The organism is Tritonibacter mobilis (assembly GCF_001681715.1).
Classification (GTDB): domain Bacteria; phylum Pseudomonadota; class Alphaproteobacteria; order Rhodobacterales; family Rhodobacteraceae; genus Epibacterium; species Epibacterium mobile.
The window spans coordinates 55,157-81,230 of sequence record NZ_LNWY01000024.1 but is presented as its reverse complement, the minus strand read 5'-3'; the positions used below and the strand labels follow the sequence as shown (position 1 = coordinate 81,230).

The 26,074-nt window shown below is 60.5% G+C and carries 26 protein-coding genes; 12 read left to right on the top strand and 14 right to left on the bottom strand.

Going from position 1 to position 26,074, the window contains the following annotated elements:
- Positions 1–76 precede the first annotated feature (76 nt).
- Positions 77–292: a DUF6749 family protein gene (locus UB90_RS22615; protein WP_065326594.1), complete on the bottom strand. Its 216-nt coding sequence runs from the start codon at positions 290–292 to the stop codon at positions 77–79.
- Positions 293–471: 179 nt separating this feature from the next.
- Positions 472–672, bottom strand: coding sequence for a hypothetical protein (locus tag UB90_RS20045; protein WP_131818806.1), 201 nt, complete (start codon positions 670–672; stop codon positions 472–474).
- Between UB90_RS20045 and xth the strand changes: the two genes are divergently transcribed.
- Entirely contained in the window at positions 650–1,456 is an 807-nt protein-coding gene (xth, locus tag UB90_RS20040) for an exodeoxyribonuclease III (RefSeq protein ID WP_065326592.1), read from the top strand. The genes UB90_RS20045 and xth overlap by 23 nt on opposite strands.
- 158 nt (positions 1,457–1,614) lie before the next feature.
- On the opposite strand, the gene UB90_RS20035 is transcribed toward xth, so the two are convergent.
- Entirely contained in the window at positions 1,615–2,784 is a 1,170-nt protein-coding gene (locus tag UB90_RS20035; RefSeq protein WP_065326591.1) for an FAD-dependent monooxygenase, read from the bottom strand.
- A 94-nt stretch (positions 2,785–2,878) separates the two neighbouring features.
- Positions 2,879–3,301, bottom strand: coding sequence for an RNA polymerase-binding protein DksA (gene dksA, locus UB90_RS20030; protein WP_005634254.1), 423 nt, complete (start codon positions 3,299–3,301; stop codon positions 2,879–2,881).
- 187 nt (positions 3,302–3,488) lie between these two features.
- Between dksA and UB90_RS20025 the strand changes: the two genes are divergently transcribed.
- The 4 genes from UB90_RS20025 (at position 3,489) to UB90_RS20010 (ending at position 7,433) form a co-directional block, all read left to right on the top strand.
- Positions 3,489–4,328: an AAA family ATPase gene (locus UB90_RS20025; RefSeq protein ID WP_065326590.1), complete on the top strand. Its 840-nt coding sequence runs from the start codon at positions 3,489–3,491 to the stop codon at positions 4,326–4,328.
- Between the two features lie 188 nt (positions 4,329–4,516).
- Entirely contained in the window at positions 4,517–5,944 is a 1,428-nt protein-coding gene (locus UB90_RS20020) for a DUF2927 domain-containing protein (RefSeq protein WP_065326589.1), read from the top strand.
- Between the two features lie 29 nt (positions 5,945–5,973).
- Positions 5,974–6,228 carry a hypothetical protein gene (locus tag UB90_RS20015; RefSeq protein ID WP_065328084.1) on the top strand — a complete coding sequence of 85 codons (255 nt, stop codon included), beginning with the start codon at positions 5,974–5,976 and terminating at the stop codon, positions 6,226–6,228.
- Between the two features lie 20 nt (positions 6,229–6,248).
- Complete coding sequence (locus UB90_RS20010) at positions 6,249–7,433, top strand: vWA domain-containing protein (protein WP_065326587.1); 1,185 nt, start codon at positions 6,249–6,251, stop codon at positions 7,431–7,433.
- Positions 7,434–7,615: 182 nt separating this feature from the next.
- Here the strand turns inward: UB90_RS20010 and UB90_RS20005 are convergent, their stop codons facing one another.
- Both UB90_RS20005 and UB90_RS20000 read right to left on the bottom strand, forming a co-directional pair.
- A complete protein-coding gene (locus tag UB90_RS20005) occupies positions 7,616–7,981 on the bottom strand; it encodes a hypothetical protein (RefSeq protein ID WP_065326586.1) in 366 nt (121 codons plus the stop codon).
- Positions 7,982–8,218: 237 nt separating this feature from the next.
- A complete protein-coding gene (locus UB90_RS20000; RefSeq protein WP_065326585.1) occupies positions 8,219–9,376 on the bottom strand; it encodes a VPS10 domain-containing protein in 1,158 nt (385 codons plus the stop codon).
- A gap of 118 nt (positions 9,377–9,494) precedes the next feature.
- Between UB90_RS20000 and UB90_RS19995 the strand changes: the two genes are divergently transcribed.
- Entirely contained in the window at positions 9,495–10,181 is a 687-nt protein-coding gene (locus UB90_RS19995; RefSeq protein WP_065326584.1) for a M48 family metallopeptidase, read from the top strand.
- Positions 10,182–10,271: 90 nt separating this feature from the next.
- Complete coding sequence (locus UB90_RS19990) at positions 10,272–11,258, top strand: LLM class flavin-dependent oxidoreductase (RefSeq protein WP_065326583.1); 987 nt, start codon at positions 10,272–10,274, stop codon at positions 11,256–11,258.
- A gap of 92 nt (positions 11,259–11,350) precedes the next feature.
- On the opposite strand, the gene UB90_RS19985 is transcribed toward UB90_RS19990, so the two are convergent.
- The 5 genes from UB90_RS19985 to UB90_RS19970 form a co-directional block, all read right to left on the bottom strand.
- Positions 11,351–11,893 carry an RSP_2648 family PIN domain-containing protein gene (locus UB90_RS19985; protein ID WP_065326582.1) on the bottom strand — a complete coding sequence of 181 codons (543 nt, stop codon included), beginning with the start codon at positions 11,891–11,893 and terminating at the stop codon, positions 11,351–11,353.
- A 10-nt stretch (positions 11,894–11,903) separates the two neighbouring features.
- The gene (locus UB90_RS19980) at positions 11,904–13,121 is read right to left on the bottom strand and encodes an RSP_2647 family RNA methyltransferase (RefSeq protein ID WP_065326581.1); all 1,218 of its coding nucleotides are present in this window, start codon (positions 13,119–13,121) and stop codon (positions 11,904–11,906) included.
- Between the two features lie 150 nt (positions 13,122–13,271).
- On the bottom strand, positions 13,272–13,412 hold the full coding sequence (locus tag UB90_RS22895) for a hypothetical protein (RefSeq protein ID WP_157888773.1): 141 nt from the start codon (positions 13,410–13,412) through the stop codon (positions 13,272–13,274).
- Positions 13,413–13,617: 205 nt separating this feature from the next.
- The gene (locus tag UB90_RS19975) at positions 13,618–13,953 is read right to left on the bottom strand and encodes a hypothetical protein (RefSeq protein WP_319822661.1); all 336 of its coding nucleotides are present in this window, start codon (positions 13,951–13,953) and stop codon (positions 13,618–13,620) included.
- Complete coding sequence (locus tag UB90_RS19970; RefSeq protein WP_065326579.1) at positions 13,934–16,750, bottom strand: [protein-PII] uridylyltransferase family protein; 2,817 nt, start codon at positions 16,748–16,750, stop codon at positions 13,934–13,936. Before UB90_RS19970 ends, UB90_RS19975 begins: the two co-directional genes overlap by 20 nt.
- 577 nt (positions 16,751–17,327) lie before the next feature.
- On the opposite strand from UB90_RS19970, the gene UB90_RS19965 reads away from it, so the two are divergent.
- From UB90_RS19965 to UB90_RS19950, 4 genes are all read left to right on the top strand, one after another.
- Positions 17,328–17,777, top strand: a complete 450-nt coding sequence (locus tag UB90_RS19965) for a DUF2852 domain-containing protein (protein ID WP_065326578.1) — start codon at positions 17,328–17,330, stop codon at positions 17,775–17,777.
- A 77-nt stretch (positions 17,778–17,854) separates the two neighbouring features.
- Positions 17,855–18,286 (top strand): RDD family protein, encoded by a 432-nt coding sequence (locus UB90_RS19960; RefSeq protein ID WP_009178809.1) that lies wholly within the window; start codon positions 17,855–17,857, stop codon positions 18,284–18,286.
- Between the two features lie 162 nt (positions 18,287–18,448).
- On the top strand, positions 18,449–19,273 hold the full coding sequence (locus UB90_RS19955) for an arginyltransferase (RefSeq protein WP_065326577.1): 825 nt from the start codon (positions 18,449–18,451) through the stop codon (positions 19,271–19,273).
- Positions 19,274–19,278: 5 nt separating this feature from the next.
- Positions 19,279–19,662 carry a VOC family protein gene (locus tag UB90_RS19950; protein ID WP_065326576.1) on the top strand — a complete coding sequence of 128 codons (384 nt, stop codon included), beginning with the start codon at positions 19,279–19,281 and terminating at the stop codon, positions 19,660–19,662.
- Positions 19,663–19,802: 140 nt separating this feature from the next.
- Here the strand turns inward: UB90_RS19950 and UB90_RS19945 are convergent, their stop codons facing one another.
- The 3 genes from UB90_RS19945 to UB90_RS19935 all read right to left on the bottom strand — a co-directional run bounded on the left by UB90_RS19945 (position 19,803) and on the right by UB90_RS19935 (position 24,348).
- Positions 19,803–22,157, bottom strand: coding sequence for a TRAP transporter large permease (locus UB90_RS19945; RefSeq protein WP_065326575.1), 2,355 nt, complete (start codon positions 22,155–22,157; stop codon positions 19,803–19,805).
- 16 nt (positions 22,158–22,173) lie between these two features.
- The gene (locus UB90_RS19940; RefSeq protein WP_009179126.1) at positions 22,174–23,121 is read right to left on the bottom strand and encodes a TRAP transporter small permease subunit; all 948 of its coding nucleotides are present in this window, start codon (positions 23,119–23,121) and stop codon (positions 22,174–22,176) included.
- Between the two features lie 141 nt (positions 23,122–23,262).
- Positions 23,263–24,348 (bottom strand): TRAP transporter substrate-binding protein, encoded by a 1,086-nt coding sequence (locus tag UB90_RS19935; protein WP_009179192.1) that lies wholly within the window; start codon positions 24,346–24,348, stop codon positions 23,263–23,265.
- A gap of 297 nt (positions 24,349–24,645) precedes the next feature.
- Here UB90_RS19935 and UB90_RS19930 point away from each other — a divergent pair, with 297 nt between their 5' ends.
- Positions 24,646–26,070, top strand: a complete 1,425-nt coding sequence (locus tag UB90_RS19930) for a cache domain-containing protein (protein WP_065326574.1) — start codon at positions 24,646–24,648, stop codon at positions 26,068–26,070.
- Positions 26,071–26,074: the final 4 nt, after the last annotated feature.

Below are 26,074 nucleotides of genomic sequence, written 5' to 3'. Positions count from 1 at the left end.
AGGACGTAAAGAGATTGCCTCGGTGACCCGGGGAATCCGGATCACGAGACATATTCAAATAAAGCCAAGCGAGCGCTTAGCTTTCAATGCAGGTCGAAGACACCATCTGGGTCGCGTCGCCTGCCAGTGCATCCGTTGCGGAGGCGGAAATACATGTGGAACTATAAAGCGATACGTGACCGCCTTCATGTTTGCCATCGAGACATGTGGAGCTTACGAGCCCAACATTTTCACCAGCAAATGCGCCCGTTTCAACGGTAACTTCTACGACGGATTTCCTCAGTGCAACCACGGAACTTCTCCTTCTTTCCGAGCAATCAACATCTAAAAACCTGCCACCTCAAAAAAATAAAACAAGAGAATTTCAACATCCCTCACATTTAAACGCATTCACTCTTCCTTAATTTTTATTAACATCCAATTGATTCATCAAAACTATTTAAGTTATTCACAGAAATTACACAGGTTTATTCACACGCTCAATATTGCAAAACCAAATGATGTATACCCTTGGTTGCACAGGAAAACTTGCGGCTTGCCCCGGTGCAGGTGATTCTCTGTGGTCTGCAGTTGCCCCTCGGGGTGCTGTTGCTTGCGGCACTGACGGATTTCGGCGATAGACAGGAAGACGCGCAGAACGGAGGCCGCCATGAAGATCGCCAGTTTCAACATCAACGGCATCAAGGCCCGTGTGAACGCCTTGGCCGACTGGCTTGACGAAGCCCAGCCCGACGTCGCGGTGCTGCAAGAAATCAAATCCGTTGACGAAGCCTTCCCCCGTGAGATGTTTGAAGAGCGCGGCTATAACGTGGAGGCCCACGGTCAGAAGAGCTTCAATGGGGTGGCGATCCTGTCAAAACTGCCGTTGGAGGATGTGAGACGCGGCCTCCCCGGCGATGACAATGACGAACAGGCGCGCTGGATCGAAGCCACGGTGGTAGGTAAGCAAGCGATCCGCATCTGTGGCCTCTACCTGCCCAATGGCAACCCGGTCGAACTGAACGACGACGGCACGCCGGTTGCCGGGGGTAAATATGCATATAAACTCGGCTGGATGGAGCGCTTGAAGGCGCGCGCCGCAGAGTTGATGGCAGAAGAGATGCCCGCGCTGATGGCGGGTGACTATAATATCATCCCACAGGCAGAGGATGCCAAACGCCCCGAAGCCTGGCGCGAGGACGCCCTGCACCGCCCTGAAAGCCGCGCCGCCTTTCAGCGTATCGTGAACCTTGGCTTCACCGAAGCCTTTCGCGCCCGCACCCGTGGACCCGGCCATTATACCTTTTGGGACTATCAGGCAGGGGCGTGGAATCGCGATGATGGCATCCGCATCGACCATTTCCTGCTGACACCACAGGCGGCGGATCTACTGCGCGACTGCCAGATTGACAAAGACATTCGCGGCCGCGAGAAACCTTCTGATCACGTACCGATCTGGGTAGATCTGGATCTCTGACACAATAATCGCGCACAGCGGGCGCCCTCCCGCCCGTCGCGGACAGCATTAAAATGCGCCCGCTCCCGTTGGGCCGAGCGCCGCGCAGGCGCGCCTGCGCGGCGCTGGTCGCTTTGGGCAAAGCCCAAAGCGAAACCCCTCATCAAATTCAGGAGTGATTAGCGCGCCGTTTCGTCATGGCGATAGATCCAGTCAAACTGGCTCACCATTTTTTGCGGGGCGAGCGCCCCTGCCACACGCAAGATCTGGTGAGCAGGCCAACTCAGGGGCGCGCGCAGGTGATATTTCCAAGCGTTGCCATTGGCTGCCTCCACTACTTTGGTAGCGCGCGATTGACGACGGGCCTGATAGGCTGCCAATCCCGCCTCCAGATCATCCGCCGCAGACAGGCAATCCGCCAAAGCATAAGCATCTTCCAGCGCCATATTGGCCCCTTGCGCCATAAAGGGCAGCGTTGGATGTGCCGCATCCCCCAAGAGCGCCACACCGTCACGCCCCCACACCTGCGCCACCGGATGGCGAAACAGACCCCAAAGCTTCACATCGCGCACATCCGCCAGCATCTCCGCCGCAAGGCCGCCGAACATCGCGAACGCCTGCCGCAGATTTTCGGGGTCATCCCCGAGGCTCCAGCTTTCTTCCGCCCATTGCCGCCGCTCCTGAGCCGCCACAAGATTGACCAAAGAGCCGTCTTTCAACGGATAGGCCACCAGATGCCGCCCCGGCCCCATAAAGACCTGCGCTTCTGCCGGCAGATCAAACCGGTTTGGCACCGTGGCTCGCCATGCCACTTGGCCAGTAAACTTCGGCGCCCCTGCGGCGTTGAGCACCGGCCGCACCCGGGAGTGCAGCCCATCCGCGCCGATGACCAGATCAGCGCAGCATTTGGCCCCATTGGCCAGCTGCACCGTCGGGCGTACGCCCGGCACCACTGAATTTACCTTTTGCAGCAAACGCACCTGCGCGCCGGAGCGGCGCACTGCATCCGCCAGCAGATTGATCAGATCGGCGCGATGCACAAAGTAATAGCGCAAGTCATGGGCGTATTGATCCAGATCGAGACGCAGCACCTCGCGCCCCTCACGGTGATGGCGCAACACCACGGCGCGGGCGCGTTGCGAGCACCACGCCAGATCATCAGCAAGCCCCATCTCCTGCAACACCGCAACCCCGTTGGGCGTGACCTGCAGACCTGCGCCAACCTCGGATATTTCCTCGGCCTGCTCCAGCACCGTCACCTGCGCCCCAAAACGTTGCAGCAGATAGGCAACCGCGAGGCCCCCAATCCCGGCACCAATGACCGTTATCCTGATATCCTTGAAATCCATGCACCCAATGCCTGCTTGCTGAACGCAAGCTCATAACAAAAAAGCGCCGGAGCAAAAGACCCGGCGCTTTATAAACTTGTGGATGACTATAATTTTAGTCGTCGCGATGGACCTTTTCGCGCCGCTCATGCCGCTCCTGGGCCTCAAGGCTCATGGTGGCAATCGGGCGGGCGTCGAGACGTTTCAAAGAGATCGGCTCTCCGGTCACGTCACAATAGCCATATTCCCCCTCGTCGATCCGGCGGATCGCGGCGTCGATCTTGGCCACCAGCTTGCGCTGACGGTCGCGTGTGCGCAGTTCAAGAGCCCGGTCGGTCTCTTCACTTGCACGATCTGCCACGTCTGGAATGTTGCGGGTGTTTTCCTGCAGGCCCTCGATGGTATCCCGGCTTTCATCCAAAAGCTCGGCTTTCCAATTCAACAACTTGCGACGAAAATACTCCATCTGCCGTTCATTCATAAACGGCTCGTCTTCGGCCGGGCGATAGTCCTCCGGCAGAAACACGTCCTGCTTCATTTCGGCTCCTTCGGTCTGGCCCATAATCTTGGTCTCTTCAAATTTTCCAAGCATCCTGGCTCCCCCATGCCGCAGCGTTTAATCCCAAGTGCCGCGAATGTCACTACACAATAGTTGCGCGCTGTGATTATACCGGACCCTGGCATACCAATTCGGCAATACTGTGGCGCAACCGGAGGGAGAGTTCATGTTATTTCAGGGCACTAAGGACTATGTGGCAACCGAAGACCTGAAAGTGGCAGTCAATGCCGCCGTCACTCTGGAGCGCCCCTTACTGGTCAAGGGGGAGCCGGGCACAGGCAAAACCGAACTCGCCAAACAGATCGCAGACGCCCTAGGGTTGCGCATGATCGAGTGGAACGTGAAATCCACCACCCGCGCGCAGCAGGGACTTTATGAATATGATGCGGTTTCACGTCTGCGTGACAGCCAATTGGGCGAGGAACGCGTCCATGACGTGAAAAACTACATCAAGAAAGGCAAGCTCTGGGAGGCCTTTGAGGCAGACGAGAAGGTCGTGCTGCTCATCGACGAGATCGACAAGGCCGATATTGAGTTCCCCAACGACCTGCTTCAAGAACTTGATAAGATGGAGTTTCACGTCTACGAGACTGGCGAAACCATCAAGGCCAAGCACCGCCCGGTGATGATCATCACCTCCAACAATGAAAAAGAGCTGCCCGACGCTTTCCTGCGTCGCTGCTTTTTCCACTACATCCGCTTCCCCGATGCCGAGACGATGAAGAAGATCGTCGAGGTGCATCACCCCAATATCAAGCCCGACCTGCTGTCCGCCGCGCTGACGCAGTTCTACGAGATCCGCGACACCCAGGGCTTGAAGAAAAAACCCTCCACCTCAGAGGTGATCGACTGGCTGAAGCTCTTGCTTGCCGAAGACCTGAGCCCCGAGGATCTGAAACGGGATGGTGCCAATGCACTGCCGAAACTCCACGGCGCGCTCCTGAAGAACGAACAGGATGTGCATCTGTTTGAGCGCCTCGCCTTCATGGCCCGCCGCGGTCGCTGAGCGCACGGGTTTTCCCAATCGATCCGCGGCAGAGGCTGCACTTGCGGTAAATTCACGACACCCGCCACCGCTCTGATGCCATTTGATGGCAGAACTTGCGGTCCCTTCAAATTTTTGCCCAATTCTTAGTCATACTCAGTGTTTTCGCCGGGAACCTCTCCCGGTTGCTGGTGAGGCGGAACGGAAATGTGGATTTGAAACTCTATTCCTTCAGCGGAGCGCCTCAGCGTAAGCGGCGCGCAGGGGGCGCGTTGACTCCCAAAGCGCTGCTCTTGGGCTGTGCGCTGGTGGTGGCCTGTGGCCCCGCCGATACGCCGCCGTCGCGCGCATCCGCATCGCTGACCATGGATCTGCCGCCCATTCGCACCTTCCCGACCCGCGCCGCATCGCCGCCGCAGCGGTCCAACTCCGATATGGCGCGGGATTTTCTGGATCTGAGCTTCCGGCTGGAAGGTGGCACCGAGATGCCTGTCTTCACCCGCTTTGAAACGCCTGTAACTGTCGCCATCACCGGCAAAGCACCCGCCACCCTGCGCCCGGATCTGGAAGCGCTGTTGTTGCGCCTGCGCAATGAAGCCGGGCTCAGGATCAACCTGCGTCCCGCTAGTGACGTGCCCGCCTCCATCACAATCGAGGCCGTCAGCCGCGACCGTATTCAGCGTCTCTTGCCCCACGCGGCCTGCTTTGTGGTGCCCAATGTCAGCTCGATCGAGGAATACCGCCGCACCCGACGCCAGCCTCAAACCGACTGGAAGAACCTGCGCAGCCGCGAACGGCTTGCAATCTTCGTGCCCAATGATGTGAACCCGCAGGAACTGCGGGATTGCCTGCATGAGGAACTGGCGCAGGCCCTTGGGCCGCTCAATGATCTCTATCGCCTGCCGGATTCGGTCTTTAACGACGACAATGTCCATGCGGTGCTGACCGGGTTTGACATGCTGATGTTGCGCGCGACCTATGATCCGGCCCTAAAAACCGGAATGCGCCGCGCGGATGTCGCCGCCCGCCTGCCCGCGATCCTTGCGCGGCTCAATCCTGCGGGACAGCACCAGCGCTCGGCCCCATTGCCCGCAACGCCGCGTGCATGGATTGCAGCGGTGGAAACCGCCTTGGGGGGATTTGCCAACCGCGCCCAACGGGCCCGCGCCGCAAACACTGCCGCGCAAATCGCGCGTGAACAAGGTTGGCAGGACCATCGCCGCGCCTTTGGGCATTTCCTGATCGGGCGCAGCCTGCAAGCCACCGCCCCGGAACAGGCCGAAGCGCATTTTCGCACCGCTCTGAACTACCTCGGCTCCGGTCCGGACACCGCGCCGCACCGCGCATTGAACCAATCGCGCCTTGCGGCCTACGCCTTGCGCGCCGGAAACACCGCACGGGCGGAACAGTTGATCGACGCCGCCTACGCGGCCGCACAAACCAGTCAGAACGCGGCTCAGATGGCGACACTTTTGTCGCTCAAGGCCCATATCGCCGAGAGCCGCGGCGACAAACGCACCGCCGCCGCCCTTAGATCAGAGAGCGCAGGCTGGGCGCTTTATGGCAATGGTGTCGATGCTCTGCCGACCCAGCCCCTGCGCGAGGTTGCCGCAGCAGACCCATCCGCGCATCGCTGACCTTGGCACCCGGTCCAAAGCCGGGCTATATGCAGGCCAAAGACCCCCAAACGGTCGTTCCAGCCATCCCGGCGCTGCCGCTGGCCAGAACACCCCGAACTCTGGACCTGTTTCTTATGATCGTCATCATCGCCCTGTTCTTCGGTGCAGCCCTTGGCGCCTTCAAGGCCCGCAAACGTGGCGGCAATCTCGCCGATATGCTGCAATACGGGGCTGTCTATGGCATGATATTTGGTATCCTTGGCCTGTTCGGCACCATCATCACCCACCGCATGCTGGTCTGACCCAAAACAACGGAGACCTCATGTTTCAGCCCTTCTTTGAGAACCTGCGCGCCGCCGCCGTTCCGGTCTCATTGCGCGAATATCTTGCGTTTCTGGAAGGGCTCAAAGCGGGTCTGGCCACCTATGACGTGGAGGCGTTTTACTATCTCGCCCGCGCGGTGATGGTCAAAGACGAGCGCAACCTCGACAAATTCGACCGCGCCTTTGCCGCCACCTTCGAAGGTCTCGACCAGATCCCCGCCTCTGCGGTGATGGAGGCCGTGGACATTCCCGAGGAGTGGCTGCGCAAGATGGCGGAGAAACATCTCTCGGCCGAGGAACGCGCCGAGATTGAGGCTCTGGGTGGCTTTGACAAGCTGATGGACAGCCTGAAAGAACGCCTGAAAGAACAACAAGGCCGCCATCAGGGGGGCAACAAATGGATCGGCACTGCCGGAACTTCGCCCTTTGGCGCCTATGGCTACAACCCCGAAGGCGTGCGCATCGGCCAGAAGGAAAGCCGCCACCAGCGTGCGGTCAAGGTCTGGGATAAGCGTGAGTTCAAGAACTTAGACGGCGATGTTGAGCTGGGCACGCGCAACATCAAAGTGGCGCTCAAGCGCCTGCGCCGCTGGGTCCGCGAGGGCGCGCGCGAAGAGTTGGACCTCGACGGCACCATTCGCGCCACGGCAGAAAACGGCTATCTCGATGTGAAAACCCGGCCCGAGCGCCACAATGCCGCAAAGGTCTTGTTGTTTCTCGATGTGGGCGGGTCGATGGATCCGCATATCAAGCTGGTGGAGGAATTGTTCTCCGCGGCCCGCAGCGAGTTCAAGCATCTGGAATACTATTATTTCCACAATTGCCTCTACGAGGGTGTGTGGCGCGACAATCGCCGCCGCTGGGATGCGCAGACGCTAACCCATGAGGTGCTGCGGACCTATGGACCGGATTACAAATGTATTTTTGTCGGTGATGCGTCGATGTCACCCTATGAGATCGCCTATCCCGGCGGGGCAAATGAGCACTGGAACAAGGAGGCCGGTCAGGTCTGGCTGGAGCGCGCCCGTGCGCAGTGGAGCTCGCATCTTTGGATCAATCCGGTGCCGGAGAAATACTGGGAATACACTCATTCCATCCAGATGATCCGCGAGATTTTTGAGGATCGCATGGTGCCGATGACCCTCGATGGGCTGGAACGCGGTATGCGGGAACTGACACGTTAAAGGACGTGAGATACGCACCTTAACACATTGTAAAGGCTACGCTCTCTCAGATCGCAACCCGCATTTAGGGGAGCGCTTACTTTACTGACCCACAAAAAGTATCAGCCCTATTTCCCCAATGTTTCGCGCACGAAACAATAGGTCAGCTTTGCTGCCACATACCTTAGGGCACAGGGCCAATACTATCCCCAGAGCCCCCACGCCCCCAACAGGACCACCGGCACAAAAAGCCACCCCTGCGGCAAAACTCCATAGGACACCCCGCGCAAGGGCGGCACTGCGATGCCAATGCCCGCGCTCACCGCTGCCAGCAGTATCCCCGCCAGCGCCATGTCCGTGCGCCCAAACGCACCGAGACATAAAAACAGCGCCATCAGCGCCAATGCTCCGGTCACCAGATGCCAGCACAAAAGAACCGTTTCACGCACGACCGGGATGAGCTGCTGATCCGCAGCAAGGGGCCGCGCACATTGCCGTCCCCCGATGATCCCATGCACCAAGGTCCAGACTGCAGCCAACGCCGCCGCGCTCAATAAGAAGACATTCATCGGGTCAACTCCTGCTCAGTCAACAGCAGTGAACACCGGCCCCGGCAAGGGCGCTATAGGAACAAATGTCGCGGCGCATTAGGTGATCGGGGAGGCTCCCGCCCCTTTCAACACAGGCAAAGCCTGCATCAAAAGCGTTGGGCCGGGCGGCGGCCGCGCCGAAGGCGCGGCCGCCGCCCCAGCGCGATTTGCAAAGCAAAGCGCAATACCTCCCCTGTTTCACTGGCCGCACCCGGCTCAGCTGCGGTCCAGCACCTCAACCGACAGGATCGTGGGCAGGTGGCGTGCAATCTCCAGCCATTGGTCGCCTTCGTTGAAACTGGCAAAGACCGATCCAGAATTGGTGCCGAAATAGACCCCTGCCGGATCACGCCGATCGCCTGCCATGGCCTGACGCAGCACGGTGAAGAAACACCCCTCCTGCGGCAACCCGTCACGACACGCCTGCCAGCTCTCGCCCCCATCGCGCGAGCGCCAGACCGCTGCCGCCGCATCTGGAGGAAACCGCCCAAGCATGTCGCCATTCAATGGCAGCGTCCAGATCGTGTCCGGGTCGCGGGGGTGCACATGGATGGGAAACCCAAAGGTCGAAGGCAGGCCCGCGTTGATGTCGTCCCAACTGCGGCCACCATCGCGCGACTTCCAGACCCCATGGTGGTTTTGCTGATAGATCAGATCATTATCTCCCGGAGCGCGCACCATGTTATGAACGCAATGCCCGGTCTCGCCATCGCGCGGCGCTGCGGGGTGGTCGTGATGCGCGCAACTTTCCGCATTGGACATCCGGTTGCGCCGTTCCCAAGTCTCACCGCCGTCCTCGCTGGCAAAAACACCGGCAGCCGAAATCCCGCACCACAGGTGCGACGGGCGCTCCCGGTCGGTCAGGATCGTGTGCAGCACCAGCCCCGCCGCGCCCGGATTCCAGCTGTCTGCCGAGGGATGATGGCTCAGCCCGTCAACACGCGTCCAGCTCTCGCCGCCATCGCGGCTTTGCAACAAGGATGCAGGTTTCGTGCCCGCATAAAGCACCCCCTGCCCGATCCCGATGGACCAGATCTGCTGGAAGTCACTGCCAAAGGGCAGCTCGACGGGTTCATAGCCGATCATTGCCGCAAAATCGGGATCATTCTCGGCCCAGTCATCAGTGGTACCTCGAGTAAGGCGCGTGACCTGCCAGCTTTCGCCTTGATCCGATGAGCGCCAGATCCCGGCCCCATTCCACTCGCTGCCGCCGCCAGCCCAGATCGTCCCGCTCTCGGCATCGCCGACCACATGGTTGATCGGCCAGCCCTCACAGAAGGGGCCGCGCACGCGCCACCCGGTCCGATCCCTGCCCCCGTCGATCAGAAACGCGCCCTTGGTCGTGCCCACCAGTACCGTGACCGTGCCATCCATGCTTCCCCCTCCCGTATCGCCAGAAATATGCCCTAAGGTAACATGGCGCTGGCACACGGCCCCTTTAAAATTGCGCGAACCGCTTGCCGCAGAGCCGAAACCCGCCCATATCAGGTTCATGCTGAGACTGACTCCCATCCTTTTGGCGGTGATCTACGGGCTGGTGATGTACCGCCTGTCCGTTTGGCGCACCCACCGCGAACTTGATGCCCGCTCGAGCGAGCTGGCCGATCCGCATCTCAAACGTATGACCGACCGGCTTGCCGCCGCGCTGGAACTGCCGCGTATCCCGGTCTACATCTATGAGATCGACCCGGTGAACGGTCTTGCCGCCCCCGATGGGCGCATCTTCATCACCCGTGGATTTTATCGCAAGTTTCAGAACGGCGAGGTCACGGATGCGGAGCTGACAAGCGTTATCGCGCATGAGCTGGGCCACGTGGCACTGGGGCACGCCAAGAAACGGATGATCGATTTTTCTGGCCAAAACGCGCTGCGCACAGTGCTGATGATGGTAATAGGGCGCTATATTCCCTTTGTCGGTCCGTGGATTGCGGGTGTTCTTACCAGCCTTCTGGCGGCGCGCCTGTCGCGCGGCGATGAATACGAGGCCGACGAGTATGCGGCCGCCCTTCTGACCAAGGCCGGGATCGGTGTGGAGCCGCAAAAGAGCCTCTTTCGCAAGCTGGAAGAACTCACCAACTCCCGCGCGGGCATGGCCCCTGCATGGCTCATGAGCCACCCCAAGACGGATGAGCGCATTGCCGCGCTTGAACGTCTCGAAGGCAAATGGACCAACGCCTGACAATCGGACCGGATAAATAATTCCGCGCTTGCCCCTTGTTCCGCTCACAGGGCATCCCCACCTAAACCTTCCGGCAAGGAGAAGGTTTTCATGCGCTATTCCGTCCTCGACCTCGCCCCGGTGCCAGAAGGGTCCACCACCGCTCAGGCGCTTGCCAATAGTGCCGATCTGGCCCAACACGCAGAGCGTTGGGGCTATCACCGCTACTGGTTGGCGGAGCATCACAATATGCCCGGTATCGCCAGCGCCGCAACGGCGGTGATGATCGGCCATATCGCGCAGGCGACCTCCACCATGCGCATCGGAGCGGGGGGTATCATGCTGCCCAATCACGCGCCTTACATGGTGGCAGAGGCCTTTGGCACATTGGCCGAGATCCATGGACCGAGGATCGACCTCGGTCTGGGGCGTGCACCGGGAACCGATATGGCGGCGATGCGTGCGATGCGACGCGGGTTGCAGGACTCCGGAGATCGGTTTCCGCAGGACGTACAGGAATTGATCTCTTATTTCGGGCCGCAGCGTGAAGGCAGCAATCTGCGCGCCATACCCGGAGAGAACACTCAGGTTCCGGTCTGGATGCTGGGATCAAGCCTTTACGGCGCGCAGCTTGCGGCGACTTTGGGGCTGCCCTATGCGTTCGCCTCGCATTTTGCGCCGCAAGCGTTGGAGCAGGCCTTTGATGTTTATCGCCGCCAGTTCCGCCCCTCGCCGACCCTCGCCGAACCCCATGCAATGCTCGCGATCAACGTCTTTGCCGCCGAGAATGATGCCGAGGGCGAGCGGCTGCGCACCACCATGCAGCAGGCTTTTGCCCGCCTGCGTCTGGGCATGCCCGGCAAGCTGCCCGCACCGGTGGATGATATCGCGGATGTGTTGGCGCCGGAGATCCTGGCAGGGGTCAATCAGGCGCTGACCATATCGGCGGTCGGATCAAAGGAGACGGTGCGCGGAGATCTTGCGCGACTGATCGAAACTTATCAGCCGGATGAGGTGATCCTGACCGGGCAGATTCACGATCACGACGCGCGGCTGCGCTCCTTTGAGATCGCGGCAGAGATTTTGGGGAACAGTTAACAAAGGACCGCCTCCGAGCCTGAGTGGGGGTATAGCCCCCTCCCATGGGGAGGGTCGGGGGCTGTCCGACCTCTCGGTCGGACGTGGCCTTGTTATTGACCCAAAGCCTTGGCAACCCGTGGCAAGCGCGCCTTTTTCAACAGCGCCCGCATCTGCCAGACCTCGCCGGACAGCCGGTTCGCCTCTGCCAGAACCGCCTGCCCCACGGCTTCGATACCTTGGGGATCTTTCAGCCAAAAGTCATAGAGCAGTTCATCCGGCGCGCTGCGCGTCAGCCCCTCCTCCGCCAGTGTCTGGCGGGGAAAGTCCTTTGCGTTGACGGTCACAATGCCATCCGCATGGCCCGCAATCGCAGCAGCAAGCACGTGAATGTCATTCTCATCCGGCAACCACAGACGCGCCTCATGGCCCGAATTGGCCGCAACCGCCGCCTTTGGCCAGCCCGCGTTCAGCAGCGCGATCTCGGCTTTGGCCTGCGCCGCACCGGTGGGGCCAAGTTTGACCGCTGCCCGTTCCCACTCGCCCAGAATACGCGCCGACCAGAGCGGCACAAAATGCCCCGCCCGCGCCGCCCCCAACAGCATCTCGCGCATCACCGTCGGGTAGAGCACACAGGTATCCAGCAGCAGCTTCACAGGTGAGCCCTCAATCGAGACGGAAGAACACGGCCTTCAGATAGCCGCTCTCGGCCAGCTGCGGCATCTGCGGATGATCCGCGCCCGCATAGCCCGTGTGGAGCAGCTGCCCACGCCGCCCGCCCTTGCCGATCCCGCGTGCCGAAGCATTGCGGAACCGGGTCAGATCCGCCGCATGGGAGCAGGAACACAGACCCAAATATCCGCCGGGCTTCACCAAGGGGGCCGCCAGCTTTGCCACCCGCTCATAGGCGCGCAACCCCGCCTCAAGCGCTTGTTTTGAGGGCGCAAATGCGGGTGGATCACAGACCACCACATCAAATTGCGCGCCCTCCGCGCCAAGTGCCGCCAGCACGTCAAAGGCATCGCCTTGACGGGCTTCAAACCTGTCGCCGTGGCCGGAGGCCGCGGCGCCCGCTGTCGCAAGATCAAGCGCGGCAGCAGAACCGTCGACGCAGGTCGCATGCCCCGCGCCCGCCGCCAGCATCGCCAGACCAAAGCCCCCCACGTGGGAGAACACATCCAGCACCCGTGCGCCCGGCGCCACCAGACGCGCGGCAAAGGCGTGGTTGTCGCGCTGGTCATAAAACAGGCCGGTCTTCTGCCCGCCGGTCAGATCCGCCATATAGGTGGCGCCATTCATCACCACCGGCACCGGTGCCTCGGGGGCCGCGCCTTTCAGCACCGCATTTTGATCGTCCAGCCCCTCAAGCCCACGGGTGCGCCCGGAGGCGTTTTTCAGGATCACCGTGCAGCCAGTGACCTCGCCCAGCGCCTGCGTCAAAGCCTCCAGATGGGCCTCTGCCCAAGCCGCATTGGGTTGCATCACGCATGTGTCGCCAAAACGGTCGATCACCACGCCGGGCAACCCATCGGCTTCGGCGTGCACCAGACGATAGAACGGCGCATCGTAGAGCTGGGCGCGCAACTCCTGCGCCCGCGACAGGCGCGCGGCACACCACGCCACATCAATCTGCGCCTCCGGGTTGCGGTCCAGCATCCGGGCGATGATCTTGCTTTCGGGGTTTACGGCCACCAGCCCAAGGCTGCGGCCCGCCTCGTCCTCCAGCACCGCGAGGCTGCCGGGCGCGAGTTTCTTGGTGCGCCGGTCGGTCACCAGTTCGTTGGCATAGACCCAAGGAAAGCCGTGGCGGATGGCGCGGGCATTGGATTTGGGCTTCATCTTCACGCGCGGGCGTGTGGGCGGGGTCAGGGATGCATCTGTCATGGCTCCACATACCCCGAGTCCCTGCCCGCCCCAAGTGAGAAAACGAAGGCGCGCGGCGATGATTTCACCACAAATGTCGCCACGCCGTCGGACGGGATGCCGGGCGTGGCAGGTTCAGCTGTCAGTCGCGCCATTCGGCCTGCGCAAGGATTACCCCGGAAACGGAGCAATCGCAGGTGCGATATAGGTCAGTGGTTCAGAAAATGCGTTTCGCGTGGGTTGATCCGTTGCGGTACAAGCGGTCAGGATTAATCCCAGAATGCCAACTGCAACGACAGATGTGATACGCACGATAACCTCCTTTTGGGGGCACGATAGGCCCGCACTGTTTACACTGTCCTTCTGAGCGCGAAACAGGGCGGAAATCTGGCGCGATGCGTACATTTTAAGGAGTTGTTAACTATGTTTGAGGGCGCGTGCTCAATCACGGGGCCACGCCGCGGTATGGCGCAGCAGATCTTGGCGAGAGGCAGCCATTCCGCCTGTTGGGATTGGATCAGCTCTCGCCGTTTTGTCCAGAGTTTTGCCCAGAACCAAGATCCGTCAACGGTGCGCGCTCGCGCGAGCGCCAGCCACCGCGCCGCTTGGGCCGTACAGCACCGCTCAGGCCATCCCGCAACACCTGCGTCATCGGATGGTCGGGAAACTGCGGCCCGTATTGCGCCAAGAGCGTTGAAAGCGCCGCATCGGTGTCAAAATCCATCGGCGCAGAAAGTGCCCAATCCAGAAAGATGCTCCGGCATTGCGAGGCATCGAGCCCCTCTATCCGGTAGGCCTCGCGAACCAACCCCTTGGGGTCCAGAGATGCGGTCTCAGCTGAGGGTTTCGTCATCATTTTCGTCCTTCATCTCAGCCTCTGGGCCAATGGCTGTGTCGATGCAATCTGCGGCCTGTGCATAGGCGTGTTCAAGCGCCTGTTGCAGGCTGGCGATACCGTCAAAGCCGGTGCTGCGCTGCAGGAAGGCCGCCCCTCCCTCACCGCGCACCGCGCCATCTGACCCTTTGCCCGCAATCAGCCGCGCAGCACTTTGTACGGACCAATATAGATCATAGGCCGCGCGCAGGTTTTGCGCCTGCGCGTCACTTAACCAACCGCTGGCGACACCGGCCATCAGACCATCAACGACCGAGCGTGTGGGTTGCCCGGCCAAGAGCGTTCCCGCCTGTGCTGCCAGTTCAATATCGAGCATCCGGCCCGGCCCGGTTTTCGCGTCCCACGGCCCATCGGGTGATTTTGCAGCCGCAAGCCTGCGGCGCATCTCGGCCACCTCTTGCAGCACCACCCTTCGGTCCCGCGGACGGGCGAGGAAATCGCAGCGGAATTTCTCCAGATCCCGCGCGAGTGTGTCCTCTCCGGCCACCACACGCGCCCGTGTCAACGCCAGATGCTCCCAGACCCAGGCGTCGTTCTCCTGATACTGGGTGAAGCTCTGCCAACTCGTGGCCACCGGCCCCTGATTGCCAGAGGGGCGCAGCCGCATGTCCACCTCGTAGAGACGCCCCTCCGCCATGGGCGCGGTCAGGGCAGTCACCATCGCCTGAGTGAGGCGGGCATAATAGGGGCGCACCGCCAGCGGGCGTTTGCCATCGGACATTTCATCATCAAGCGGGTCGTAGATCATGATCAGATCCAGATCCGAGCTCGCCGTGAGCCGCCCTGCCCCCAGCGACCCCATCCCGAGGATCACGCAGCCGCGCCCCGGCATCGGCCCGTGTTTGGCGGCAAATTGCGCTGTAACCTTGGGGAGCAAGCCAATGATCACCGCATCTGCAATATCCGCATAGTGCTGACCGGCGGTGTCGGCATCGATCAGACCGCGCAGGTGATGCACCCCGGTGCGAAAGTGCCATTCACGGTGCCAGCGTCGGGTCAGGTCAAGCTGGCGTTCATAGTCGCTTTCACTGTCCAATGCCTCCCTGAGTTCCGCAATCAGCGCGTCACGTCCGGGCCAGTCGGCAAAAAAGCCGCCATCCAGCACCGCGTCAAACACCGAAGAATTGCGTGACAGGTAATTGGCGAGCGCGGGCGAGGTGCCAACAATATCGACCAGCAGATCAATCAGTTGCGGGTTGGCCTCAAAGAGGGAAAACAACTGCACCCCGGCGGGCATCCCGGCCAGAAACCCATCCAGCGCCAAAAGCGCTTCGCCCGGGTTGGCGGTGCGCGACAGGCGGCTCAGCAGTTCTGGTTTCAGACGTTCAAAAATCCGCGCACCGCGATCCGAACGCAGCGCCGGATAGCTGGGCCAGCGCGCAATCACCAATTGGTCGAGATCCTCCGGCAGCGGCTCTGCCGGTTTGGCGCTGGTGCCGGGCGCAAAGAAATCCTCGGTCAGACGGTGCACCTCTTCCAGCCGTGCGCGCAGATCCGCAAGAAAGGCCTCCGGCTCCACGTCCATCAGGCAGGCCACGCGCGACAGACCTTCCTCGGAGGTGGGCATGCGGTGGGTCTGGGCGTCATGGACCATCTGGATGCGATGCTCGATCTCGCGGTGGTCGCGGTAGTGACGCGCCAGCGTGTCGGACACCTCCGCCGAGATCCACTCGGCGCGCGATAGCGCCTGCAACCCCTCGACCGTGCCACGCACCCGCAGCGACGGATCGCGCCCCCCGGCAATGAGCTGGCGGGTCTGGGTGAAGAACTCAATCTCGCGAATGCCGCCGCGCCCGAGCTTCATATCGTGCCCCAGAACCGTGATCGGGCCACCGGTGCCTTTGTTCTCGCGGATGCGCAGGCGCATGTTGTGGGCGTCTTCAATGGCGGCGAAATCCAGATGCCGCCGCCACACGAACGGCGTCAGCGTCTTGAGGAACTTCTCGCCCGCCGCGATATCCCCCGCACAGCTGCGCGCCTTGATATAGGCGGCCCGCTCCCAAGTGCGGCCAAGGCTCTCGTAATACTGTTCCGCCGCCGCCATCGCCAGCGCCACTGGCGTCACCGACGGGTCCGGGCGCAGCCTGAGATCGGTGCGAAAGACATAGCCCTCGGCGGTGCGGTCATTCAGCGCCGCGCTCATATTGCGGGTGGCGCGTACCATGGCCTGACGGGCCTCAAGGAAGTCATCCCGTTCAAACCGGGTTTCATCAAAGAGGCAGATGAGGTCGATGTCAGAGCTGTAGTTCAGCTCATAGGCGCCCATCTTGCCCATGGCAAAGACGCTCATCCCGCCTGCGGTGGCGATGTCGTCTTCGCTCATCCCCGGCAGCTTGCGCCGTTTGATCAGCAGCGCGATTTCCGCCTTCAGCGCCACATCCACCGCTAACTCGCCAAACCGGGTGAGCGTGCCGGTGACCTCTTCGAGCGGCCAATGGCCCGAAAGATCGCATAATGCACAAAGCAGCGCGATCCGGCGTTTGCCTGCGCGCAGCACGGATTTCACCTGATCCGGGGCAGAGGCGCGGCAGGTTTGAAACACCGCGTCGCGCGCGCCTTCGGGATCGGACAGGGCCGCCTCGATCCAGTTCCGCTCGGAGCGGATCAAGGTTTGCAGATAAGGGCTACTGCCCGCCGTGCCGCCCAGCAGTGCCTGCCACTCGGAAGGCAGATGGCCATGATCAGACAACACCTCGGTGCTGATCGAGGAATCATAAGGGCGCGGGCAGCGGTGAACCTGAAGCGAATGAGACATGGCGCGAGACTGTGACCCCCGCCCTTGGGCGTCAATCCCCAAACACCGCGCAACCGCCTCTGTTCCGGTGGAATTCTTCGGCACGGCCCAAAAATCGGTAAGGTCTGAAACAAATGGTGACGGCGCTTACCATTTCAGACCTTCCACAAATCGCAAAACTGCGATAACATTATTTCGTGGTCACGTTCCCGTTTCGGGGACCGAGTGATGCAGGTAATGAGTTGCCCGCCCGTTCAGACCCGCTCTGACGGGCGCCCGGAATGAACCGGGCCACCGGGCGTTTTTTGAGTACACATGGTTTTGGGAGCGTGGCCGCACCCTGCACCTTTTGCTCAATCCTTCATATGGTGCCCTTCATATGGTGTCCTCGGCGCAAGCAATGGGGCGCGCATGGTTGCATTTACCCGATAAAACCTCACAAAAAACGAGCCACCATCAGAGATTATCCCCAAAAAATCAATGCCTTCATAAGTAAATGTGAAAAACATTTACATACGCCCTTGAAGGGCGATCTCCTGCTGCACATATCGGTAATGTAAATGAAGTTCACATTCACCCCAACGCCGTGGAGAACCTGATGACAAGTTACACGACCAACCTGCCGCCGACCCCGCATCAGGGGTGGCTTGCCAAAAGCGAAGCCTGGCTCGACTCAAAAGGAAAAGGCGCATGGATCGCGACAATGGTCCTTGGCTTCATTTTCTTCTGGCCTGTCGGTCTTGCAATCCTCGCCTATATGATCTGGAGCAAACGAATGTTCAAATCCTCCTGCCGCCGCCGTTCGACCCATATGCATCGTGGCTTTCACGCCATGAAATCCAGTGGTAACAGCGCCTTTGACGCCTATAAGGCCGACACGCTGGCGCGTCTGGAGCAGGAACAGACCGACTTTGAGGCATTCCTCGCCCGGCTGCGCGCCGCCAAGGACAAGGCAGAGTTCGACCAGTTCATGGACGAGCGCGCCACCCGCCCCGATGAGGGCGAAGACGAAGCAGACGAAGACGCCCCGCGTCCGTCTCAGGCCTAAGACTCCTTCTCTGCCCGGCTCACTCCGGGCAGAGTCCCTATTTTGAGATATTATCGACAACCCCGCAGGAGCCCCGAATGACCGCCCTCCCCGATCCAGACATGCAGGCCGAGTTTTACTCTGGTGTCACCGCCAAACGCCTGTTTGCCTTCCTGATCGACACTGTGTTGATCTTTGCCATCGCGGCGGTGATCGTGCCCTTCACGGCCTTTCTCGGCCTTCTGGTCTGGCCCATGCTCTATCTGACCGTTGGCTTCATCTACCGGGTTGCGACACTGGCCAATGGCTCCGCCACATTGGGTATGCGCTTTTGCGGTATTGAGCTGCGCGAACACTCCGGCGCGCGACTGGACGGCGGCAGCGCCCTGTTGCACACGGTTGGCTATACGGTCTCCATGGCGGTGCCGATCCTGCAAATCATCTCGATCCTGTTGATGCTGACCACTGCACGCGGTCAAGGTCTGAGCGACCATATGCTTGGCACCGTGATGCTAAAGCGGCGCGCATAAGCGCGCCGCCATCCCGACGCACAGCCGCGTTAATCCAATTTGCACATGGAGGCTTGTCAGCCACGGGGCGGTTGTTATCATCAAAGATCAAACCACATTGATGTCGGACCGTCTGCACTGGACGGTCCTTCACGTCTTTAATGAGAGCCGCTGACCCCACATATGCGCCACACGCTTCCCATTGCTCCTCAGTTTTACGTGACTGCGCCGCAGCCCTGCCCCTATCTCGAAGGGCGCATGGAGCGAAAGCTGTTCACATCATTGCAGGGCGATGGGGTGGAGCAGTTGAACAACTCCCTGAGCCAGCAAGGCTTCCGGCGCTCGCAGAATGTCCTCTATCGGCCGTCCTGCTCTGATTGCTCCGCCTGCATGTCGGCCCGGATCAATGTGGCAGAGTTCACTCCCACCCGCAGCCAGCGCAAGACCCTGAACCGCAGCCGCCATCTGGAGCGCCGCGCCACGTCCCCTTGGGCGACAGAGGATCAATACGCGCTGTTTCGCGACTATCTGGACCAGCGCCACGCCGATGGCGGCATGGCGGATATGGATGTGTTTGAATATGCGGCCATGGTCGAGGAAACCCCGATCCGTACACGGGTGGTGGAATACACCGACCCGGAGACCAATGCGCTGACCGCCGTGGCGCTCACCGATGTGCTTGAGGACGGTCTGAGCATGGTCTATTCCTTCTACACACCGGATTTGCCGCAGAACTCGCTTGGCACCTTCATGGTGCTTGATCATATCGAGATCGCGCGCGAGGCGGGCCTGCCTTATGTCTATCTGGGCTATTGGGTGCCCGGCAGCCAGAAGATGGGCTATAAGGCCAAATTCTCGGGCCTTGAGGTTTATTTTGGCGGCGAATGGGTACCGCTCAAAGATCCGGAGAGCTTTGCTGCCGAAGAACACCCGCTCTCGACCGCCCCGGTGGCGGAACAAGTGGCCAATATCCAACTGCCCCAAGGCAAACACCCCTCCAAGAGGTAACTTTCGTGCAATATCTCCACGCTGTCGCCCTTGTCGTACCCGATTACGACGAGGCCATCGCCTTTTACTGCAACACTCTGGGCTGGCAGCTGACCGAAGATGTGGATCAGGGACATAAACGCTGGGTGCGCATCCTGCCTCCCGGCGCATCACAGGGCAGCCTGATCCTCGCCCGCGCCGAAGGCGACACGCAACAATCCACCATCGGCAATCAGTTCGGCGGCCGCGTTGGCCTATTTCTCGCCACCAATGATTTTGAACGCGACCACCACGCGATGCAGGCTGCAGGTGTCACCTTCGAAGAAGTCCCCCGCCATGAACCCTATGGCACTGTTGCCGTCTGGCGTGATCCTTTCGGGAACCGCTGGGACCTCATTCAGTTCACCTGACCCCATAGCTCTTCTAACCCCAAATATCCCGGGGTGAATTGGCCGAATGGCCAAGAGGGGCCGCGCCCCTCACACCTCACACAAATGCAAAAGGCCCCGCAATCGCGGGGCCTTTTTCCGTTTCACAGCTATGCGCCGGATCAGTTCGGGATCAATGCCGGGACAATGGTCACAATCGCCGGGAAGAACCACAGGATCGCAAGCCCCAGCACCTGGATCAGTACGAAGGGCAGAACCCCGCGATAGATATGACCCGTGGTAACCTCCCGAGGTGCCACCCCGCGCAGATAGAACAGCGCAAAGCCAAAGGGCGGCGTCAGGAAGGAGGTCTGCAGGTTCACCGCAACCATGATCGTCACCCATTTGGGATCAAACGAGCCGCCATAGATCACCGGCCCGACAATGGGGATCACGATGTAGATGATCTCGAGAAAATCGAGCACAAAGCCAAGGATGAACAAGACGATCATCACAATGAGGAACACCGTCAGCTCATTGTCAAAGCTCTTCAGGAACTGCTGGATATAGTGTTCGCCCCCAAAGGAGATCACCACGAGGTTCAACAGCTGCGAGCCGATCAAGATGGTGAACACCATCGAGGTGACCTTGGCCGTTTCGCGCACGATCGGCGTCATCACCCCGCCCCGGAACAGCACCCAGATCCCATAGAGCAGACCAAAGAGCGCAAACAGATAGCAGCCATAGGCAAAGAAGAACGCCGCATAGCTTTCTGCCGGAACCACGTCCTGATTGATGCGCAGATCGAAATTCACGCCGGTCAGGATCGCAAGGATCACCGCAAAGGTGGCCCAGATGATGATATTGCCCGACTGGCCCTCGTCCTTGAGACGACGATAGGCTGCCAGCATGATCGCCCCCCCTGCCCCAAGCGCCGCAGCCGGCGTCGGGTTGGTGATCCCACCCAGGATCGAGCCCAGCACCGCGACGATCAGAACCAGCGGCGGGAACACCACCCGGATCAGATCATTGCGGGCACAGCGCGCCGCCGCTTCCTTGCAGCCGTAAAGCGCAAGCAATGTCGGCAGCAATATCCACGCAACCGTGGCGGAGGCCGAGGTCGTGGGTGCAATCGCCAGCACATCCACCAGCGCCAGCAGCAAGAGGCCAATGGCCCCGAGGATCAGCGGCTTGGCATCGCGCGAGGGTGCCACCCCACGGCCCACAGCTAGCGTCAGACCCAAGAGCACGATGATCGTCGCAATCCCGGTACCGATAGGTGCGGCATTGTCGATCTTCTGCGCCAGAGCGGTGGCCAGCTCTTCTTCCGAGAGCTTATGCGCCTCTTCTACGCCACCCGCGGCGTCGATTTCGGCTTGTTCGGCCACAGCCGCATCCCATGCGGACTGACCATGCAGGTCGATCATCGCCGCCTGACAGTCTGGCCCCACATTGGTGCGCAGGCTTGCAGTCTGCCCCGCGTCGGAAAAGGCCGATACGGTGATGTTCTGGCTGCCCACCAAGTTCACGCTGCTCAGAAGCACGGTGCCGACAATCAAAGCCGCCGGAACGCCGAGGAACCATGTCAGGCTCTCGCCTCGGGTGATCGGCTCCTCATTGGCCGCACCCATCTGCACCGCCGGTGCTTTTTCCGGGTTCAGCAGCGCGTAGCCAAAGGCATAAAGCGCATAGAGAAGGGCAAGCATGATGCCCGGCAGCAAAGCCGCCTGAAACAGCGTGCCAACGGAAACCACCGCAGGCTCACCCAGATAGGTCAGCGCATCGGAACAGCCCGCCTCCTGTGCGCGGTTTTCCTGCGCGGTGGAATAGAGATCACCGGCCAGCGTGCCCAGAAGCACGATCACGATGGAGGGCGGAATGATCTGCCCCAAGGTGCCTGACGCTGCGATCACACCCGTCGCCAGTTCCGGCGAGTAGTTGTTGCGCAGCATGGTCGGCAGGGCCAAGAGGCCCATGGTCACAACGGTTGCGCCCACGATCCCGGTGGAGGCGGCAAGAAATGCGCCCACAACCACGATGGACACCGCCAGACCGCCCGGAAGCGGGCCAAAGACGCGCGCCATGGTGGTCAGCAGATCGTTTGCGATCTTGGAGCGTTCAAGCGTGATGCCCATCAGAACGAACATCAACACCGCCAACAGCGTCTCAATGGAAGCGCCTGCCAGAACCCGCTCGTTGATCCGGTTCACAATGAAGGACACGTTGCGGTCCATCGCAACTTCCCAGCCTTGCGGGAATACGGGTTCGCCGATCCGTGGCAACTCCGGGTATCGGAACACCGAAATCACATCCGGCTTCACGCCGGAATTGACAATATCGCGGTAGGCCTGACTGGAAGTGTCAATGGCCTGATGCATCAGCAGACCGGCACTGTCCAGTGCGGCGATGATCCCAAAGGAGATGACCCCGGCGCCCCCGATGGCAAAGGCCACCGGAAAGCCCGAGAGAATGCCCCCGAAGAGGCAGAGAAAGACGATGATCAGGCCGATTTCGACGCCATCAAGTCCGAATAGCATGGGTGCTGTCCCTTAGTTAATGAGCGCCTTCATAGGCTTCTTCGCCTTCGCCAAGCGTATCTCTGTCGAGGTATTTCCCTTCTGACTCTTCGCCCTCGATGAACTCGAGGAAAGAGCGATAGAAGAACGCCACCGCATGCAGGAACACGAGGCCCGCAAAGGCGACCAGCAGGATCTTAAAGAGGAAATAGCCGTCAAAGCCGTTGGGCGAGAAGCCGATGGTTTCGACATTCCAGCGCAGCGCGCGGGCCTTCATCACCAGACGGTCCAGCTGATCGGACGCCGAAGGTTTCGGCACGATCAGGTGACGCCACAGGAAGAACCAGCCGTACATCCACGTCAAAACCGCAACCGGCATCATGAAGATCAGCGAGCCGACCATATCGACCACACGTTTGGCACGATGCGAAATCCCGGCATAAACGAGGTCCACCCGCACATGGCCGCCCTGCACAAAGGTGTAGGTGACACAGAAACACACCACGAGCGCGTTATAGAGCTTCAGCTCTTCGGCGAACCACGAGATGTCTTTTTCCAACGCGATCCCGAGACCGAAACTCATGTCCGGGCGGGCAAAGACGCGCTGCATGAACACGATGATGATCTGCTGAACCACCATCAACAGCCCGGCCCAGGCAAAGAAACGGCCCAAGCCGTTGGCAAAGCCCTCAAGCGCGCGCACCATGCCCCACATAAAGCCGCGGAAGTACATTCCGACGCCCGTCAGTACGAGGAACGTGGTGAAGATCACAAAGAAAAACTCGACCGAGCCACCGTAGTAGACAAAGCGCATCACAGAGGCTTTGTCCTCGGTGGTGCCAGCCCAGGTCAGCCAGTCGAGCCATAGCTCGGGATGGGTGACGGCATAGCCGAGATTATAAAAGGCGCCAAAAACATTAGAGGCGAGCCACCATAGGAAGCCGCCAATCGCGCCAAAAAAGGAAATACTCATGTCGTCCTGCATGGCTCCCCCGGAAGTTCAGGCAAGCGGTCGGGCGCGTCTGTCATCGGAGAGCTCCGGCGACGCAGCTTTTTCAGACCGCGAGTGCAAAAGAGATCCCCCGCACCCTGCGCGGGGGATCCGTTTCAAGTTCACAACCGGGGATTAGCCCAGAACGCGGTCGCGCTGTGCAACATAGGTGCCGGAGGAGGTGTTGATCCAACCCGAAGAGGACTTCATCGACGCCATCGCGCTGTCGTAGATCTTCTTGTAGAGATCGTCGCCCATGTTTTCCTGATGCACTTCCATGGAGGCCTTACCAAAGGCATCCCAGACGCTATCGGGGAATTCCATGACCTTGACGCCACCGGCCTGCAGACGCTGCAGCGCTGCACCGTTGTTGGCGAGGAACTGGCTCAGGTTCCACTGGTGCGCTTCGGCAGAGGCGATCTCGATCACTTTCTGATGCGCTGGCGACAGGCTCTCAAAGACGTCGCGGTTGGTCGCAACAGAGAGACCCGCACCCGGCTCGTGGAAGCCCGCGGTGTAGTAGGTCTTGGTGATTTCCTGGAAACCGGCTTTTTCATCCGCCCAAGGGCCGATCCACTCGGTGCCGTCAATCGCACCGGAGGAGAGCGCCTGATACACTTCAGAGCCCGGGATGTTCTGAACGGATGCGCCCAGTTTGCCCAGTGCTTTACCGCCGAGACCCGGCATACGGAACTTGAGACCGTTGAAGTCATCGGGGCTGTTGATCTCTTTGGAGAACCAACCACCCGCCTGTGCGCCGGTGTTGCCGCCGAGGAAGGATTTCAGACCAAAGATCTGACCCAGCTCGTCGTGCAGCTCCATGCCGCCGTCCTGATAGTACCAGTTCGCCAGTTCCTGCGCGGTCATGCCGAACGGCACAGCGGTAAAGAACGCATAGGCCGGGTGCTGACCGACGAAGTAGTAGTCGGCACCGTGATACATATCGGCCTGACCCGCGGTCACGGCGTCAAAAACCTCAAACGCGCCAACGAGTTCGCCTGCGGCCTTAAGGTCAACGGTCAACGCGCCATCAGTCATGGCGGTGATGCTGTCGGCCACGCGCTGCGCGGAGTCGTGCACGCCAGCAAGGCCACGGCCCCAGGTGGTGACCATGGTCAGGGTGCGGTTGCCCTGTGCGTAGGCCGGTGCGGCCAGAGCTGCGGATGCGGCAGCAGCGGAGCCACCGATTGCGGATGTCTTCAGAAAGGATCTGCGATCCATGTTGTTGGTTCCTCCCAAAACGTATCGACCGCCGTGGTGCACGAAATCGCCCTTCCCCCGCGGCCTCTTTGAAGTGAGAACACCCTAACGGGACCGTGAAACATGTGAATACCAAGTACTACGTAGAAACGGCGATTTTTTCACTCGGATCGGTGTCATTCACATCCTGGACGCGCCTGTTCGGGGCGATCACACAGAGCCCACAGGTTTCCGGGCTTTGATTCCTTGCGCCATTGCCGTAACGATTCGAAACACACCCCGCACGCCTGCCCAAAGAGCCAAATTCGGGACCACAAGATGATCCGGCGCCTGTTTCGTCCGAACTACGCACAAAAGCTGTCGCTGCTAGCCACCCTGCCCCTGATCGTGGCGGGCCTGTGCATCGCCGCGCTGGTCGCGCATCAATCCCGCTCCATGGCGGAACGCGAGATCCAGGTTCTGGAGCGGCAATTGATCGAGGCCAAGAAAGCAGAGCTGCGCAATTACGTCACTCAGGCGCGCAACGGGTTCATGCATATCTATGGCCCCGCTGCCCCAAATGACGAGGAGGCCAAAAAGCAGGTCACCCAGATCCTGAGCGCGATGATCTACGGCAAGGATGGGTTCTTCTTTGTCTATGATTACGACGGCACCAATCTGGTGAGTCCACGTCAGACCGAGTTCATCAACCGCAATTGGGCGGGGCTGACCGATGGCAATGGTGTGCCGGTGGTCAACACCTTTATCGAGATCGCCCGTCAAGGGGCGGGCTGGCACAGTTTCATGTGGGAAAAACCCTCTACCGGCGAAGAGGCGCAGATGATCGCTTATGTGGTGGGCCTGCAGGACTGGCAATGGGCGGTGGGCACAGGTGTGTTTATCGACGATGTGATCGCGTCTATCGCCACTTCACGCATGGAAGTCGAAAACCGGGTCCGCCGCACCTTTATATATATAGGTGCGATTACACTGGTGGCGCTGATCTTTGTGTTCGCCTCCGGTATGCTATTGAACATCCGCGAGCGCAGGCTGGCCGATGCCAAGCTCAAGGAGCTCACGCAGCGCGTCTTTGACGCTCAAGAAGAAGAGCGCGGCCGGGTTGCGCGCGAATTGCACGATTCCATCAGCCAATTGCTGGTGGGGGTGCGCTACGCGCTGGAGACCGTCAAACGGCGCATCAGTCGCGGTGAATTTGACGCCGCAGCCAGCCCGCTGGATAAAGGCGTCGACGGGCTTGCCACCGCCATCACCGAGGTGCGCCGTATCAGCCGCGATCTGCGCCCCGGTGTGCTGGATGACCTTGGCCTTGGCCCGGCGCTTAAGGCGCTCACCGATGATTTTGCCGCCCGCACCGGCATTGAGACGGAGTTTACCACCGTGGTGTTTCGCAACCGCCTCGACCAAGAAGCCAAGATCGCGCTATATCGGATCGCCCAAGAAGCGCTCACCAATATCGAACGCCACTCTGGCGCAACCCGTGTTACCATGGACCTGCGCGGACATGAGAATGGCGCCACCATGCGCATCAGCGATAATGGCTCTGGCCTGCCCACCGAACAGGACCGCAGCCACGCCGGGATTGGCCTGCGCAACATGCAGGAACGGATGGAACAGCTTGACGGCACCATCCGCATTCTGTCATCTCGCGCAGGCCGCGACAGCGGTACCGTCATCGAGGCCAGCTTGCCCCTGAGCCACCTGCTGCCACCCGGCGACGAACTCGCCGCCCACCGGCTCCCCTGATCTA